The following is a 13,427-nucleotide window of genomic DNA, read 5'->3' as shown; positions in this document are numbered from 1 at the left end:
GGCCAAGCGCTGCTTTTCGATCCGTCCCCTGAGAACGATTGCCCAGGGGCGCATAAAAAAACGGTGATTTTAACCGAGGCCGGGACATGAAAACGGCAGTTGCCGTGCATGTACGAGCCCAGAAACCGGCGATTATAGCAACAAAATCAAGCGAGTGGCAAGTTCGACGTAACGTCCGCCAACTGGAGCGCCGGCGGCGGCCGCGCTTTTCGGCATCGGCCGGTGGCCGGGTCGCGCAACGTCCGTATAATAAGCGCCCCATGAATCTATTCCGAGCCCTGCTGACGGTCAGCGGCTTCACGCTGCTGTCGCGCGTGACCGGACTGGCCCGCGAGACGCTGATCGCCCGTGCGTTCGGCGCCAGTCAATACACCGACGCGTTCTACGTCGCCTTCCGCATCCCGAACCTGCTGCGCCGCCTGTCCGCCGAAGGCGCGTTCTCGCAGGCGTTCGTGCCGATCCTCGCCGAGTTCAAGAACCAGCAGGGGCACGATGCGACGAAGGCGCTCGTCGACGCGATGTCCACCGTGCTCGCGTGGGCGCTGGCCGTGCTGTCGGTCGTCGGCATCGCCGGCGCGTCGTGGGTCGTGTTCGCGGTCGCGTCCGGCCTGCACGCCGACGGCCAGGCGTTCCCGCTCGCGGTCACGATGACGCGGATCATGTTCCCGTACATCGTGTTCATTTCGCTGACCACGCTCGCGTCGGGCGTGCTGAACACGTACAAGAGCTTCTCGCTGCCCGCGTTCGCGCCGGTGCTGCTCAACGTCGCGTTCATCGCCGCGGCCGTGTTCGTCGCGCCGCACCTGAAGGTGCCGGTCTACGCGCTTGCATGGGCGGTCATCGTCGGCGGCGTGCTGCAGTTTCTCGTGCAGTTGCCGGGCCTGAAGAAGATCGACATGGTGCCGCTGATCGGCATCAACCCGCTGCGCGCGCTGCGTCATCCGGGCGTGAAGCGCGTGCTCGCGAAGATGGTGCCCGCGACGTTCGCGGTGTCCGTTGCGCAACTGTCGCTGATCATCAACACCAACATCGCATCGCGGCTCGGGCAGGGCGCCGTGTCGTGGATCAATTACGCCGACCGCCTGATGGAATTCCCGACCGCGCTGCTCGGCGTCGCGCTCGGCACGATCCTGCTGCCGAGCCTGTCGAAGGCGCACGTCGACGCCGACTCGCACGAGTATTCGGCGCTGCTCGACTGGGGGCTGCGCGTCACGTTCCTGCTCGCGGCGCCGAGCGCGCTCGCGCTGTTCTTCTTCGCGACACCGCTCACCGCGACGCTGTTCAATTACGGCAAGTTCGACGCGCATACCGTCACGATGGTCGCGCGCGCGCTGGCCACCTACGGGATCGGCCTCGTCGGCATCATCCTGATCAAGATCCTCGCGCCGGGCTTCTATGCGAAGCAGGACATCAAGACGCCGGTGAAGATCGCGGTCGGCGTGCTGATCGTCACGCAGCTGTCGAACTACGTGTTCGTGCCGCTGATCGGCCACGCGGGCCTTACGCTCAGCATCGGCGTCGGCGCGTGCCTGAATTCGCTGCTGCTGTTCCTCGGGCTGCGCAAGCGCGGCATCTACCAGCCGTCGCCGGGCTGGCTGCGCTTTTTCGTGCAGCTCGCCGGCGCGGCGCTTGTGCTCGCGGGCCTGATGCACTGGTGCGCGATCAATTTCGACTGGACCGGCATGCGCGCGCAGCCGCTCGATCGCATTGCGCTGATGGCCGCGTGCCTCGTGCTGTTTGCTGCACTATATTTCGGTATGTTGTGGGTGATGGGCTTCAAATACGCTTACTTCAGAAGGCGCGCCAAGTGACGACCGCAATGACCCGCGTCCTCGACTACTTCAGCACGCTCGTGGCGGACGACGACAGTCTGCCCGTCACGGAAGCCGCGCTGTCGCTGGCGCAGGACGCGTATCCCGACCTCGACCTGCAGGGCACGCTGGCCGAACTCGACATGCTGGCGGCGCGGCTGCGCCGGCGACTCGCCGACGATACGGACCTGAAGGGCCGCGTCGCCGCGCTGAACGACTTCTTCTTCCGCGAGCTCGGCTTCGCGTGCAATCACAACGATTACTACGACCCCGATAACAGCCACCTGAACGCCGTGCTGAAACGGCGCCGCGGGATCCCGATCTCGCTGTCGGTGCTGTACCTGGAGCTCGCCGAGCAGATCGGCGTGCCGGCGCGCGGCGTGTCGTTTCCCGGCCATTTCCTGCTGCGCGTGACGCTGCCGGACGGCGACCTGATCATCGATCCGACCAACGGCCATTCGCTGTCCGAAGCCGAGATGGTCGAGATGCTCGAGCCGTACGTCGCGCGCGCGGCCGGCGCCGTCGACAGCGCGTTGCGCGCGCTGCTGCAGCCGGCGACGAGCCGCGAGATCATCGCGCGGATGCTGCGCAACCTGAAGACGATCTATCTGCAGACGGAGCGCTGGCAGCGGCTGCTCGCGGTGCAGCAGCGGCTCGTGATCCTGTTGCCCGAGCAGCTCGACGAGGTGCGCGACCGCGGCTTCGCGTATGCGCGGCTCGATTACCTGCGTCCCGCGCTCGAGGATCTCGAGCAGTATCTCGGCGAGCGGCCGGAGGCGGAAGACGCGACCGTCGTCGAGTCGCAGGTCAGCGAATTGCGGCAGCGGATGCAGCGCGACGGCGAGGATTGAGCGCGCCGGCACGCCCTTGCCCGCACACGGAAAGAACGCCCGCATCGCGGGCGTTTTTCTTGCACGCGTGCCGTTGCTACTTCGGCTGCATCCGGATCGCGCCGCCCACGCGAATCACTTCGCCGTCGAGCCTCGGACGCTTGCGGCGGCGACACGCGCACGCGCGTGCACGTCGCGGCAGGCGAAAAAAAAGCCGCCCGGAACGGGCGGCTTGCGGGTGCGCGACGCGCTGCTTACTTCAGTGCGTCAAACGCGCGCTCGCGGATTTCGTCGACGGTTCCGAGGCCCGAGATCTTGCGATACTGCGGCGCCTTCAAACCGTTTTCCTCGCCGCGCTGCGCCCAGTCGCCGTAGTACGTGATCAGCGGCTTGGTCTGCGCTTCGTATACTTCGAGACGCTTTTTGACAGTTTCTTCCTTGTCGTCGTCGCGCTGGATCAGCGGTTCGCCCGTCACGTCGTCGTGCCCTTCGACCTTCGGCGGGTTGAACTTGACGTGGTACGTGCGGCCCGATGCCGGGTGCGTGCGGCGGCCGCTCATGCGCTCGATGATTTCCGAGAACGGGACGTCGATCTCGAGCACGTAGTCGATCGCGACGCCGGCGTCCTTCATCGCGTCAGCCTGCGCGATCGTGCGCGGGAAGCCGTCGAACAGATAGCCGTTCGCGCAGTCGGATTCCTTCAGGCGTTCCTTGACGAGACCGATGATCAGCGCGTCCGGCACGAGCTTGCCGGCATCCATGTAGCCCTTCGCCTCGACGCCGAGCGGCGTGCCGGCCTTGACGGCCGCACGCAGCATGTCGCCGGTCGAGATTTGCGGAATCCCGAATTTTTCCTTGATGAAGTTTGCCTGGGTGCCCTTTCCCGCGCCGGGCGCGCCCAACAGGATCAAACGCATGGTGATATCTCCAAGTATGTAGATTCGTGTGGCGAGACTCAAAGGCGTCGGCGACGGCGGGCGCGGGGCTTGCACGGCGCGTGGCGGACCGGTCTGATGCGGCGCGTCGGTTCGAGTGACGCGCGGCTGCCGGCAGGGCCACGGGCGGGGTCAAGCGAGGACGCGCTGGTCGCGGACGGCTCGCACAATCGCCTGATTATGCCACGGGTTATTTTGAACCCGGCTGAAAAAGGGCCTGCACGCGCGCGAGATCGGCCGGCGTGTCGATGCCGGCTTCGGGCGCGGACTCGGTGATCAGCACTGCGATGCGCTCGCCGTGCCACAGCGCGCGCAGCTGTTCGAGCTGCTCGGCCTGTTCGATCGGCGCCTGCGCGAGCGACGGATAGGTGCGCAGGAAACGCGCGCGATACGCATAGAGGCCGATGTGCCGGTAGACCGGGAAAGCCGGTGCTGGCATGGCTGAGACGTCGGGCCAGTGCGGCTGGTACGCGTCGCGGCTCCACGGAATCGGCGCGCGCGAGAAGTACAGCGCGACGCTCTGCGCGTCGAGCGCGACCTTCACGACGTTCGGGTTGAACACGTCGGCCGCGTCGTGGATCGGATGGGCCGCGGTCGCGATCGCGCACGCCGGATGGGCGGCCAGGTGCGACGCTACGTCGCGGACGAGCGCGGGGTCGATCAGCGGTTCGTCGCCTTGCACGTTGACGACGACGGTGTCGTCGCGCCAGCCGAAGGCCGCCGCGACTTCCGCGAGCCGGTCGGTGCCGGACGGATGATCGGCGCGGGTGAGCACCGCTTCGAAGCCGTGATCGCGCGCCGCGTCGAGCACGCTCTGCGCATCGGATGCGACGAGCACCTGCTGCGCGCCCGCTTCGCGCGCGCGTTCGGCGACACGCACGACCATCGGCTTGCCGCCGAGATCGGCGAGCGGCTTGTTCGGGAGCCGCGTCGACGCGAGCCGGGCGGGAATGACGGCGATGAAGGGTTGCGGCTGAGTCATCGGGGAGCGCTGGGAAGGACGGGGCGGGCGACGCCGGAAGCCGGTCGCCCGGCGGAGGGCGGCGACCCGGCCGGGGCCGGGCCGCCAGTGTCGAATCGGTGCGCCGGGCGAGCGGCGCGGCGGTTCAGCGGCCGGCCGGATCGACCGGCGTGCCTTCGACGGTCTGGCGCGCTTCGTCGACGAGCATCACCGGGATGCCGTCGCGGATCGGGTACGCGAGCTTGTCCGCGTTGCAGATCAGCTCCTGCGCGGCACGGTCGTAGTGGAGCGGGCCTTTGCAGATAGGGCACACAATGATTTCAAGCAGGCGAGCGTCCACGGAGTTTCTCCACAACGAGGGCAATGAGGCGAGGGTCGAGCGCGGCTTCGACGGGGACTACCCACAGTCGGGCGTCGCGCCAGGAAGCGCCCAATTTTACTGCATCCTTCTCGGTGATCAGGATCGCATCGACGGCATCGTCGACGAACGGATTGTCGGCGAACGCGTAATGGTCGGGCAGCGCGCGGGTCGCCGGCGAGAGGCCGGCCGCGCGCAGCGTCGCGAAGAAGCGTTCCGGCGCGCCGATGCCGGCCGCGGCGAGCACGCGTTCGTTCGCGAATTGCGACAGCGGGCGGCGCAGCGCGGGCTGGTCGAGGTGCCATGCGGCGCCCGGCGTCAGCGCGAGCGCGTAGGTGTCGGGCCACGGCGGCAGCGCGCCGCTGTACGGATCGTTGATGAGCGTCGCGTCGCGATGCCGCGACAGCGGCTCGCGCAGCGGGCCGGCCGGCAGCAGGAAGCCGTTGCCGCCGAGCCGGTGGTCGAATACGACGAGCTCGACGGTGCGCGCGAGGCGGTAGTGCTGCAGGCCGTCGTCGCTGACGATCACGTCGACGTCCGGATGCGCGGCGCGCAGCGCCTGCGCGGCCGCGACGCGGTCGGGGCACACCCACACGGGCGCGCCGGTGCGGCGCGCGATCAGCAGCGGTTCGTCGCCGGCCGCGCCCGGGCGAGACGCCGGCGTGACGGCCGTCGGCGCCTTCACGTTCGCGCCGTAGCCGCGCGACACGACGCCGGGCGTGAAGCCGGCCGCGCGCAGCGCGTCGACGAGCGCGATCACGGTCGGCGTCTTGCCGGTGCCGCCGACGGTCACGTTGCCGACCACGACGACGGGCACGCCGACGTCGACCGGCTGCTTCCAGCCTTGCGCGTAAGCGGTGCGCCGCAGCGCCGCGCCCAGGCCGAACACGCAGGCGAACGGCGTGAGCGCCCACGCGAGCGCGCCGCGCCGCTGCCATTCGCGCGTCAGGCGCGCTTCGAGTCGCGCGAGCGGGCCGCCGGGCGCGCTCATCGGGCCGGGCGCGGCGCGTCGGGCGCCGCGGCGAGGGACGGATTCGTCAAGGCGGGTTCTCCATTGGGCGGCGCATGCCGCGGGGTCCGTGGAAGGCGGCACTCTAGCGCGCCGCACGCCGGCGCGGCAAGCGCGACCGGCCGCCGCGGCGCGCGGGGCCGGATCGCGACGGCCTGTGGATAACTCTGTGAAAAACTCGCCGGTCGATCGTGTCAAACGCCCGCCCGGCGGGCATCGAATCGGATGAGAATCATTTCGAAAGGTTTAAAAGATTATAAAAATCAACGTGTTGCGAAGAATCGTCTGGCTTTTTTCGCGGTTTCCGGGCGTTTTACGTGGACGAATGCCAGAGTGTGGACACCTTCCGCGCACGGTGGCGAATGCGGCGGCGCTGGACGCCGCGCGCGCGTCGGACTATCGTGACGCCGCCAGCATTCATCCGACCGCCCATGCTTTCCGATTCTCCTTTTTCCGCACCCGGCGCCACGCGCGGCGGCGACGAAGTGATTCCCGTTTCGGCGCTCAATCGTGCGATCTCGACGATGCTCGAGCGTTCGTTTCCGCTGCTGTGGATTGCCGGCGAAGTGTCGAATTTCACGCGCGCCGCGAGCGGCCACTGGTATTTCTCGATCAAGGACCAGCAGGCGCAGATGCGTTGCGTGATGTTCCGCGGCCGCGCGCAGTACGCGGAATTCACGCCGCGCGAAGGCGACCGCATCGAGGTGCGCGCGGTCGTCACGATGTACGAGCCGCGCGGCGAGGTGCAGCTCAACGTCGAAGCCGTGCGGCGCACCGGGCAGGGGCGCCTGTACGAAGCGTTCCTGCGGCTGAAGGCGCAGCTCGAAGGCGAGGGCCTGTTCGCCGCCGAGCGCAAGCGGCCGCTGCCGGCCCATCCGCGCGCGATCGGCATCGTCACGTCGCTGCAGGCCGCCGCATTGCGCGACGTGCTGACCACGCTCGCCCGCCGCGCGCCGCACATTCCGGTGATCGTCTATCCGGCCCCCGTGCAGGGCGCCGGCTCCGCCGAAAAGCTCGTCGCCGCAGTTGCGACCGCGAACGCGCGGCGCGAGGTCGACGTGCTGCTGGTGTGTCGCGGCGGCGGCTCGATCGAGGATCTGTGGTCGTTCAACGACGAGGCGCTGGCGCGCGCGATCGCAGCGAGCGAGCTGCCGGTCGTCAGCGGCGTCGGGCACGAAACCGATTTCACGATCGCGGACTTCGCGGCCGACCTGCGCGCGCCGACGCCCACTGGCGCGGCCGAACTCGCGAGCCCGCAGCGCGCGCTGCTGCTGCGCGAGGTCGACGAGCGCCAGCGCGCGCTCGCGCGCGGCATGGCGCGCCGGCTCGAACAGCGCGCGCAGCAGCTCGACTGGCTTGCGCGGCGGCTCGTGAGCCCGGCCGAGCGGCTGCAGCGGCAGCGCACGCACGTCGAGCAGCTCGCGGTGCGGCTCGCGTCCGCGGCATCGCGGCCGGTGCGCGATGCACGTGCGCGTTTCGCGCTCGCGCAACTGCGCTGGCAGCGCGCGCGGCCCGATCCGTCCCAGGCGCGCCACGCGCTCGCCGGGCTGTCGCAACGTCTCGCGAGCGCGGTGCAGCGCCGTCACGAACGCGACACCGCGCGTGTGTCGGCCTGTGCGGCACGGCTCGAGGTGCTGAGCCCGCAGCGCACGCTCGAGCGCGGCTATGCGGCGCTGATCGATGCGCAGACGGGCCGCGCGGTGCGCGCACCGAACGCGCTGAAGCCGCAGCGGCGCCTGACCGTGCATCTCGCCGAAGGCTCGGCCGACGTGTCGCTCGCCGACGTGCAGCCACGGCTGACGGATACGATCTGACGTAACGGGTGCCAAGCGAAACGCGTGTCGTCGCAACACGCGCATCGCGGCGGGAACGGATGCTGCGCATCGTCGGGCTCGTCCTGCCCGGCGTTGCGCCAGCAGCGCTTTTCCGCATACCGCGGATAAATGGCCCGTGAGTTTGCGGGGTTATTCGTCCTCGCCTACAATCGGACGCTCGGCAGCATCCAACACAGCCTCCCTACATACTCAACGAAGGAATCGCCATGGCTCATACGCTCCCGCCGCTCCCGTACGCTGAAGACGCACTCGCGCCGACCATCTCGAAAGAGACGATCGAGTACCACTACGGCAAGCACCATCAGGCTTATGTGACGAACCTGAACAATCTGATCCCGGGCACGGAATTCGAAAACCTGCCGCTGGAAGAGATCGTGAAGAAGTCGTCGGGCGGCATCTTCAACAACGCCGCGCAAATCTGGAACCACACGTTCTTCTGGAACAGCCTGTCGCCGAACGGCGGCGGCGCACCGACGGGCGCGCTGGGCGATGCGATCAACGCGAAGTGGGGTTCGTACGACGCATTCAAGGAAGCGTTCACGAAGGCCGCGGTCGGCACGTTCGGTTCGGGCTGGGCATGGCTCGTGAAGAAGGCCGACGGTTCGCTCGACATCGTGTCGACGAGCAACGCCGCCACGCCGTTGACGACCGCCGACAAGGCGCTGCTGACGATCGACGTGTGGGAACACGCGTACTACATCGACTACCGCAACGCGCGTCCGAAGTTCGTCGAAGCGTTCTGGAACATCGTGAACTGGGACTTCGCCGCGAAGAACTTCGCGTAAGTCCGGCGCCTGCGCGCCGCCACGGCGCGCGGCATCGAAGCAAAGCCCTCGGTTCGAGGGCTTTTTGTTTTTTGCGCGGCCCGAACGTGCGGCGTTCGCTGGCTCAGCCGGCCGTGCCGAGCAGCCAGCCGAGCGCCGCGCTCGCGATCACCACGGCCCACGGCGGCACGCGCCAGAACACCAGCGCGACGAACGCGACCAGCGCGGCGGCCAGGTCGCGCGGCGCGACGATCGTGTCGGTCCAGACCGGATGATAGAGCGCGGCGAGCAGCAGCCCGACGACGGCCGCGTTCACGCCGGCGAGCGCGGCCTGCATGTGCGCGCTGCGGCGCAGGCGCTCCCAGAACGGCGCGGTGCCGGCGATGAGCAGGAACGACGGCGCGAAGATCGACACGAGTGCGAGCGTGCCGCCGAGCCAGCCGTTCGGCGCATCGCGCAGCGACGCACCGAGGAATGCCGAGAACGTGAACAGCGGCCCCGGCACGGCCTGTGCGACGCCATACCCGGCGAGAAACGCCGAATCGCCGACCCAGCCGGGTGCGACCACGGCCGCCTGCAGCAGCGGCAGCACCACGTGGCCGCCGCCGAACACAAGCGCACCCGTGCGGAAGAATGCGTCGACGACAGCGAGCGTATCCGAGCGCAGCGCGCGGGCTGCGGACGGCAGCGCGACGAGCAGCGCCGCGAACAGCGCGAGCCACAGCACGCCCGCGTGGCGCGACACGTGCAGCGGCAACGGTTCGTGTGCATCGCGTGCCGGTTGCGGCAGCAGCACGAGACCGGCCGCGCCGGCCACGACGATCACCGCGACCTGCATCCACGCAGCCGGCGCGAGCAGCGCGACGCACGCGGCCGCGGCCATCAGCGTGACGCGCCGCGCATCCGGGCACAGCGTGCGCGCCATGCCCCACACGGCCTGCACGATCACCGCGACCGACACGATGCGCAGCCCGTGCAACGCGCCGGCTTCGATCGGCGCGCCCGTTGCGTGAACGCCGAGCGCGAACAGCATCATCAGCAGCGCCGACGGCAGCGTGAAACCGAGCCACGCGGCGAACATGCCCGCATAGCCGGCACGCGCGAGACCGATCGCCATCCCGACCTGGCTGCTCGCGGGCCCCGGCAGGAACTGGCACAGCCCGACGAGATCGGCATAGGTGCGCTCGGTGAGCCAGCCGCGCCGCGTGACGAATTCCGCGCGAAAGTAGCCGAGATGCGCGACCGGGCCGCCGAACGACGTGAGGCCGAGCCGCAGGAATGCGATGAAGACGGGCCACGGATGGCGGGCGGAGGCGGGGACGGTCGACGTGTTCAAGGCGGTGCGCGCGGCGGACGGAACGAGTCGCCACGATAGCGCAACTCGGCGGCCGCGGGCAGCGCATGGCGCCAATCGCGGCCAATCGCGGCCGATAGATGTCGTTGCGCGTCGTTCAGTACGGGCCGTCGCCGAGCCCGCTCGCGCGGCGCAATGCGTCGATGTCCACGAGTTCGATCTCGCCGACGTGCAGCCGCACGACGCCATCCGCCTGAAGCGCCTTCAGCAACTGGTTGGTGGTCTGCCGCGTCAGCGACAGCATCGACGCGAGCGTTTCCTGCGACAGCCGGATGTGCGTGCGCCCGGCGCTGATGCCGCCGTAGCCTTCGGCGATCATCAGCAGCCGCGCGGCGAGCCGCTGCGCGGCCGGCATCACGCTCATCGATTCGACGGTCAGGAAGCTCAGGCGCAGCTTTTGCGCCATCAGCAGCGCGAACTGCCGCCAGTATTGCGGCGTCGTCTCGAGGATCGCGAGCAGCCCGGCCTGCGGCACGTGCAGCAGCAGCGCGTCGTCGAGCGCGATCGCGTCGTGCGTGCGCGGCTGGCCGTCGAACAACGCGATCTCGCCGAACCACGTGACGGGCTCGGCCACCGTCAGCAGCGTCTCCTTGCCCTGCGGATCGACCGCACCTATCGTGAGTGAACCGGCCAGGACCGCGTACAGTCCGCACGGCGGGTCGCCGCGCCGGAACAGCGCGTGGCCGGACGGCAGCCGGCGCAGCGTCGCGCGGGCGATCAGCTCCGCGCGCAACGCGGGCGGCAGCGCGGCGAACCACGGGTTCGCTTCGAGCTGCTGCAGGTATGGGGCGAGCGAGGCAGGCATGGGCACGCGATGTCGGGTAGCTGACAGAGGTTCTCGGGCGTGACGCGCATCATAGCGCTCAACAACCGATCAGGAGACGCGATGAAGACCCTCGAAGACCATCTTTCCCAGTATGCGGCCTACCATCGCGACGCGCGCAACATCGCGACGCATCTGGTCGGCATCCCGATGATCGTGTTCGCGGTCGAGGTGCTGCTGTCGCGGCCGGCGCTCGGGATGCTGGCCGGCATCGCGCTGTCGCCGGCGCTGCTGCTCGCCGTCGTGTCCGCGCTGTTCTACCTGCGTCTCGACCTGCGGTTCGGGATCGTGATGACCGTGCTGCTCGCGCTCGGCCTGTGGGCCGCGCAGTCGCTGGCGCCGCTGCCGACCGCGCAATGGCTCGCGATCGGCGTCGGCGCGTTCGTCGTCGGCTGGATCGTGCAGTTCGTCGGGCACTGGTTCGAAGGCCGCAAGCCGGCATTCGTCGACGATCTGGTCGGCCTGATCGTCGGGCCGTTGTTCGTCGTCGCCGAGGTCGCGTTTTTCGCGGGACTGCGCGGCGACGTGCGCCGCGAAGTCGAGCGGCGCGCCGGTCCCGTGCATGGCGGTGCGCATTCGCATGTCTGACGGGCCGGCCGGGCCGGTCTGCGTGTTCGGCGCGGGCGCGTCCACGGCGCCGAACGCGCGACGGCGCGTCGGGCTTGGCGCGGCGATGCGCGGTGGGCCGATCTGACCGCGCAGGCGCCGCGTGCGGGCCACGTGCCGGCCCCGTAGACCGGCGTCGCGCGAACCCGGTCGGCGCGGGCCGCGCGCAGCGACTAAGATGCGGAGTGCGTCATACGACGCCTTTGCGGAGCACTCGCCATGGCGGATCGCCCGACACTCGATGCCTACGACACCCATGCCGCGCAATACGCGCAGGACTGGCTCGACCAGGCCGCGCCCGACGACATGTACGCGCTGCTCGAACAGTATTTCACGCCGGGACCGACCGCCGACGTCGGCTGCGGCGCGGGGCGCGACACGGCCTGGCTCGCGTCGCGCGGCTTCGACGTGCGCGGCTACGACGCGAGCGCCGCGCTGCTCGACGAGGCGCGGCGTCGCCATCGCGGGCTGACTTTCGAGCTGACCGCGCTGCCGGCGCTGGCCGGCGTACCGTCCGGCGCGTTTCGCAACGTGCTGTGCGAAACGGTCGTCATGCATCTCGAACAGGCGGACGCGGCGGCCGCCGCCGCGCGGCTGGCCGATCTGCTGATGCCGGGCGGCACGTTGTACCTGAGCTGGCGGGTGGCCGGACACGGCGTGTTGCGCGACGAGCGCGGCCGCCTCTATACGCCGCTCGACTCGGCGCGGATGCATGCGGCGCTGGGCGCCGGCGTGCAGGTGATCGACGAACACGAAGTCGTCAGCGCGTCGTCCGGCAAGCGCGTGCACCGGCTGATCGTGCGCAAGGCGGCCGGCGACGCGTGAACGCGGCGCGCCGGCGCGCTTACTCGCGGCTGAGCGCCGCTTCCCAGTTGATGTCGACGCAGAGCACCTGCATGCCGGTCGCGGCCGGCGCGGCGATCGACGCGGTCACGCACAGGTGCGCCTCGTTGATCGACAGGTAGGGCGGCGTCAGGTGCACGCGGCCCGGCGCGCGCATCGCGTCGATGAAATACGGGCGGCGTTCCCAGCTCGCGCCTTCGGAATGCAGCAGCGGCCGGAAGCGCTTCGCGCGTTGCGACACGCTGCCGCGCGCGAGCACGTTGTCGCCGATCTGGCGGCCCGACGCGTCGAGCAGGAAGCAGCGCGCGGTCTCGGGCAGCCCGAGCACGGCGGCCGCCGCATCGGTGAGCGATTCGCCCGCGCCGAGCCGGCGGCTCGCTTCCTCGAGTGCGGCGACGTACGGCGCGAGCCGTTCCGACTGCGTGCGCTCGCGCTGCGCGACGCGCAGCCGCAGCGCGGCCGACAGCGTATCCATGCAGCCCGCGGCGGCCTGCGGCTGCACGGGATCGACGCTCGGCCCCGCGAAGTACTGACCCTGCACGAAATCGACGTCGCATTCGAGCGCGATCAGCGCGTCGCGTTCGGTCGAGAGGCCGCCCATCAGCACGAGCTGGCCGGATTCGTGCAGCAGCGACACGAGCCCTGGCAGCACGCGTTCGAGATGCGAGTGCTCGCTCGCCTGCGCGAGGATGCCGCGGTCGAGCGTGACGATGTCGGGATGCAGATGCCACACGCGATCGACGTTCGAGTGCTTCGCGCCGAACCCGACGAGCGCGATCAGGAAGCCGGCCTTGCGCAGCCCGTCGATGATCGCCGCATAGCGCGGCGTCTCGCCGCCGGCCTGCTCGGGCACCTCGAGCACCACGCGGTGCGGCGGCAGCCCGAGCGCCTTCAGGTTCGCGAGCAGCGCGTCGCCGTAGACGGTGTCCATCAGCGCGGCCGGATGCAGGCTCAGGAAGAGCCATTCGTCGTGGCTGTCGAACGCGTGGAAGTTACCGAGATGCAACGATTCGGCGAGCCGGCCGAGCTCGAGCAGGTCGCCGCGCCGCGCCGCCTGCGTGAATACCTCGTGCGACGCGACCTGGCGGCTTTCCTCGTCGTGCGCGCGCAGCGACGCGTGATAGCCGATCGCGCGCCGGTGCGACACCGAGAAAACGGGCTGGAACACGCTGAACACGGTGTAGCCGCCGTACAGCACGGTGCGCCGGTTCCCGTCGTCGCCGGCGACCGGGCGGGGCGGCTGAAAGCCGGGGGGATCGATTTCGATCATGCTCATGATGTCGGCCGAAGGAAGACTG

13 protein-coding genes are annotated in these 13,427 nt (G+C 69.5%); 6 read left to right on the top strand and 7 right to left on the bottom strand.

Features of this window, described 5'->3' with window-relative positions; all coding sequences use genetic code 11:
- Window positions 1-260 precede the first annotated feature (260 nt).
- Together murJ and HWX76_RS17605 are read left to right on the top strand one after the other, a co-directional pair.
- Window positions 261-1,811, top strand: a complete 1,551-nt coding sequence (gene murJ / locus HWX76_RS17610; protein ID WP_176016098.1) for a murein biosynthesis integral membrane protein MurJ — start codon at window positions 261-263, stop codon at window positions 1,809-1,811.
- A gap of 8 nt (window positions 1,812-1,819) precedes the next feature.
- The gene (locus tag HWX76_RS17605; protein ID WP_011546044.1) at window positions 1,820-2,662 is read left to right on the top strand and encodes a SirB1 family protein; all 843 of its coding nucleotides are present in this window, start codon (window positions 1,820-1,822) and stop codon (window positions 2,660-2,662) included.
- A gap of 233 nt (window positions 2,663-2,895) precedes the next feature.
- Here HWX76_RS17605 and adk read toward each other — a convergent pair whose 3' ends face one another.
- The 4 genes from adk to lpxK all read right to left on the bottom strand — a co-directional run bounded on the left by adk (window position 2,896) and on the right by lpxK (window position 5,886).
- The gene (adk, locus tag HWX76_RS17600) at window positions 2,896-3,558 is read right to left on the bottom strand and encodes an adenylate kinase (RefSeq protein WP_050017061.1); all 663 of its coding nucleotides are present in this window, start codon (window positions 3,556-3,558) and stop codon (window positions 2,896-2,898) included.
- A gap of 208 nt (window positions 3,559-3,766) precedes the next feature.
- A complete protein-coding gene (gene kdsB, locus HWX76_RS17595; protein ID WP_050017063.1) occupies window positions 3,767-4,558 on the bottom strand; it encodes a 3-deoxy-manno-octulosonate cytidylyltransferase in 792 nt (263 codons plus the stop codon).
- 124 nt (window positions 4,559-4,682) lie between these two features.
- Window positions 4,683-4,877, bottom strand: a complete 195-nt coding sequence (locus HWX76_RS17590) for a Trm112 family protein (protein ID WP_006482216.1) — start codon at window positions 4,875-4,877, stop codon at window positions 4,683-4,685.
- Entirely contained in the window at window positions 4,858-5,886 is a 1,029-nt protein-coding gene (gene lpxK / locus HWX76_RS17585; RefSeq protein WP_089488758.1) for a tetraacyldisaccharide 4'-kinase, read from the bottom strand. Before lpxK ends, HWX76_RS17590 begins: the two co-directional genes overlap by 20 nt.
- Window positions 5,887-6,335: 449 nt before the next feature.
- On the opposite strand from lpxK, the gene xseA reads away from it, so the two are divergent.
- Together xseA and sodB are read left to right on the top strand one after the other, a co-directional pair.
- Complete coding sequence (gene xseA, locus HWX76_RS17580) at window positions 6,336-7,718, top strand: exodeoxyribonuclease VII large subunit (RefSeq protein ID WP_089488757.1); 1,383 nt, start codon at window positions 6,336-6,338, stop codon at window positions 7,716-7,718.
- Window positions 7,719-7,945: 227 nt separating this feature from the next.
- A complete protein-coding gene (gene sodB, locus HWX76_RS17575; protein WP_006489396.1) occupies window positions 7,946-8,524 on the top strand; it encodes a superoxide dismutase [Fe] in 579 nt (192 codons plus the stop codon).
- Between the two features lie 103 nt (window positions 8,525-8,627).
- Here sodB and chrA read toward each other — a convergent pair whose 3' ends face one another.
- Window positions 8,628-9,839, bottom strand: coding sequence for a chromate efflux transporter (gene chrA / locus HWX76_RS17570; RefSeq protein ID WP_050017070.1), 1,212 nt, complete (start codon window positions 9,837-9,839; stop codon window positions 8,628-8,630).
- 115 nt (window positions 9,840-9,954) lie between these two features.
- On the bottom strand, window positions 9,955-10,662 hold the full coding sequence (locus tag HWX76_RS17565) for a Crp/Fnr family transcriptional regulator (protein ID WP_050017071.1): 708 nt from the start codon (window positions 10,660-10,662) through the stop codon (window positions 9,955-9,957).
- 81 nt (window positions 10,663-10,743) lie between these two features.
- Here HWX76_RS17565 and HWX76_RS17560 point away from each other — a divergent pair, with 81 nt between their 5' ends.
- Complete coding sequence (locus HWX76_RS17560; protein ID WP_050017073.1) at window positions 10,744-11,268, top strand: Mpo1-like protein; 525 nt, start codon at window positions 10,744-10,746, stop codon at window positions 11,266-11,268.
- A 237-nt stretch (window positions 11,269-11,505) separates the two neighbouring features.
- Window positions 11,506-12,111, top strand: coding sequence for a methyltransferase domain-containing protein (locus tag HWX76_RS17555; RefSeq protein WP_124557694.1), 606 nt, complete (start codon window positions 11,506-11,508; stop codon window positions 12,109-12,111).
- A gap of 19 nt (window positions 12,112-12,130) precedes the next feature.
- On the opposite strand, the gene HWX76_RS17550 is transcribed toward HWX76_RS17555, so the two are convergent.
- Window positions 12,131-13,405, bottom strand: a complete 1,275-nt coding sequence (locus HWX76_RS17550) for an EAL domain-containing protein (RefSeq protein WP_176016097.1) — start codon at window positions 13,403-13,405, stop codon at window positions 12,131-12,133.
- Between the last annotated feature and the right edge of the window lie 22 nt (window positions 13,406-13,427).

This window comes from Burkholderia sp. BCC0398, assembly GCF_902833245.1.
Classification (GTDB): domain Bacteria; phylum Pseudomonadota; class Gammaproteobacteria; order Burkholderiales; family Burkholderiaceae; genus Burkholderia; species Burkholderia sola.
The sequence above is the reverse complement of the archived record's forward strand: the minus strand, read 5'-3'. Positions and strand labels throughout refer to the sequence as shown.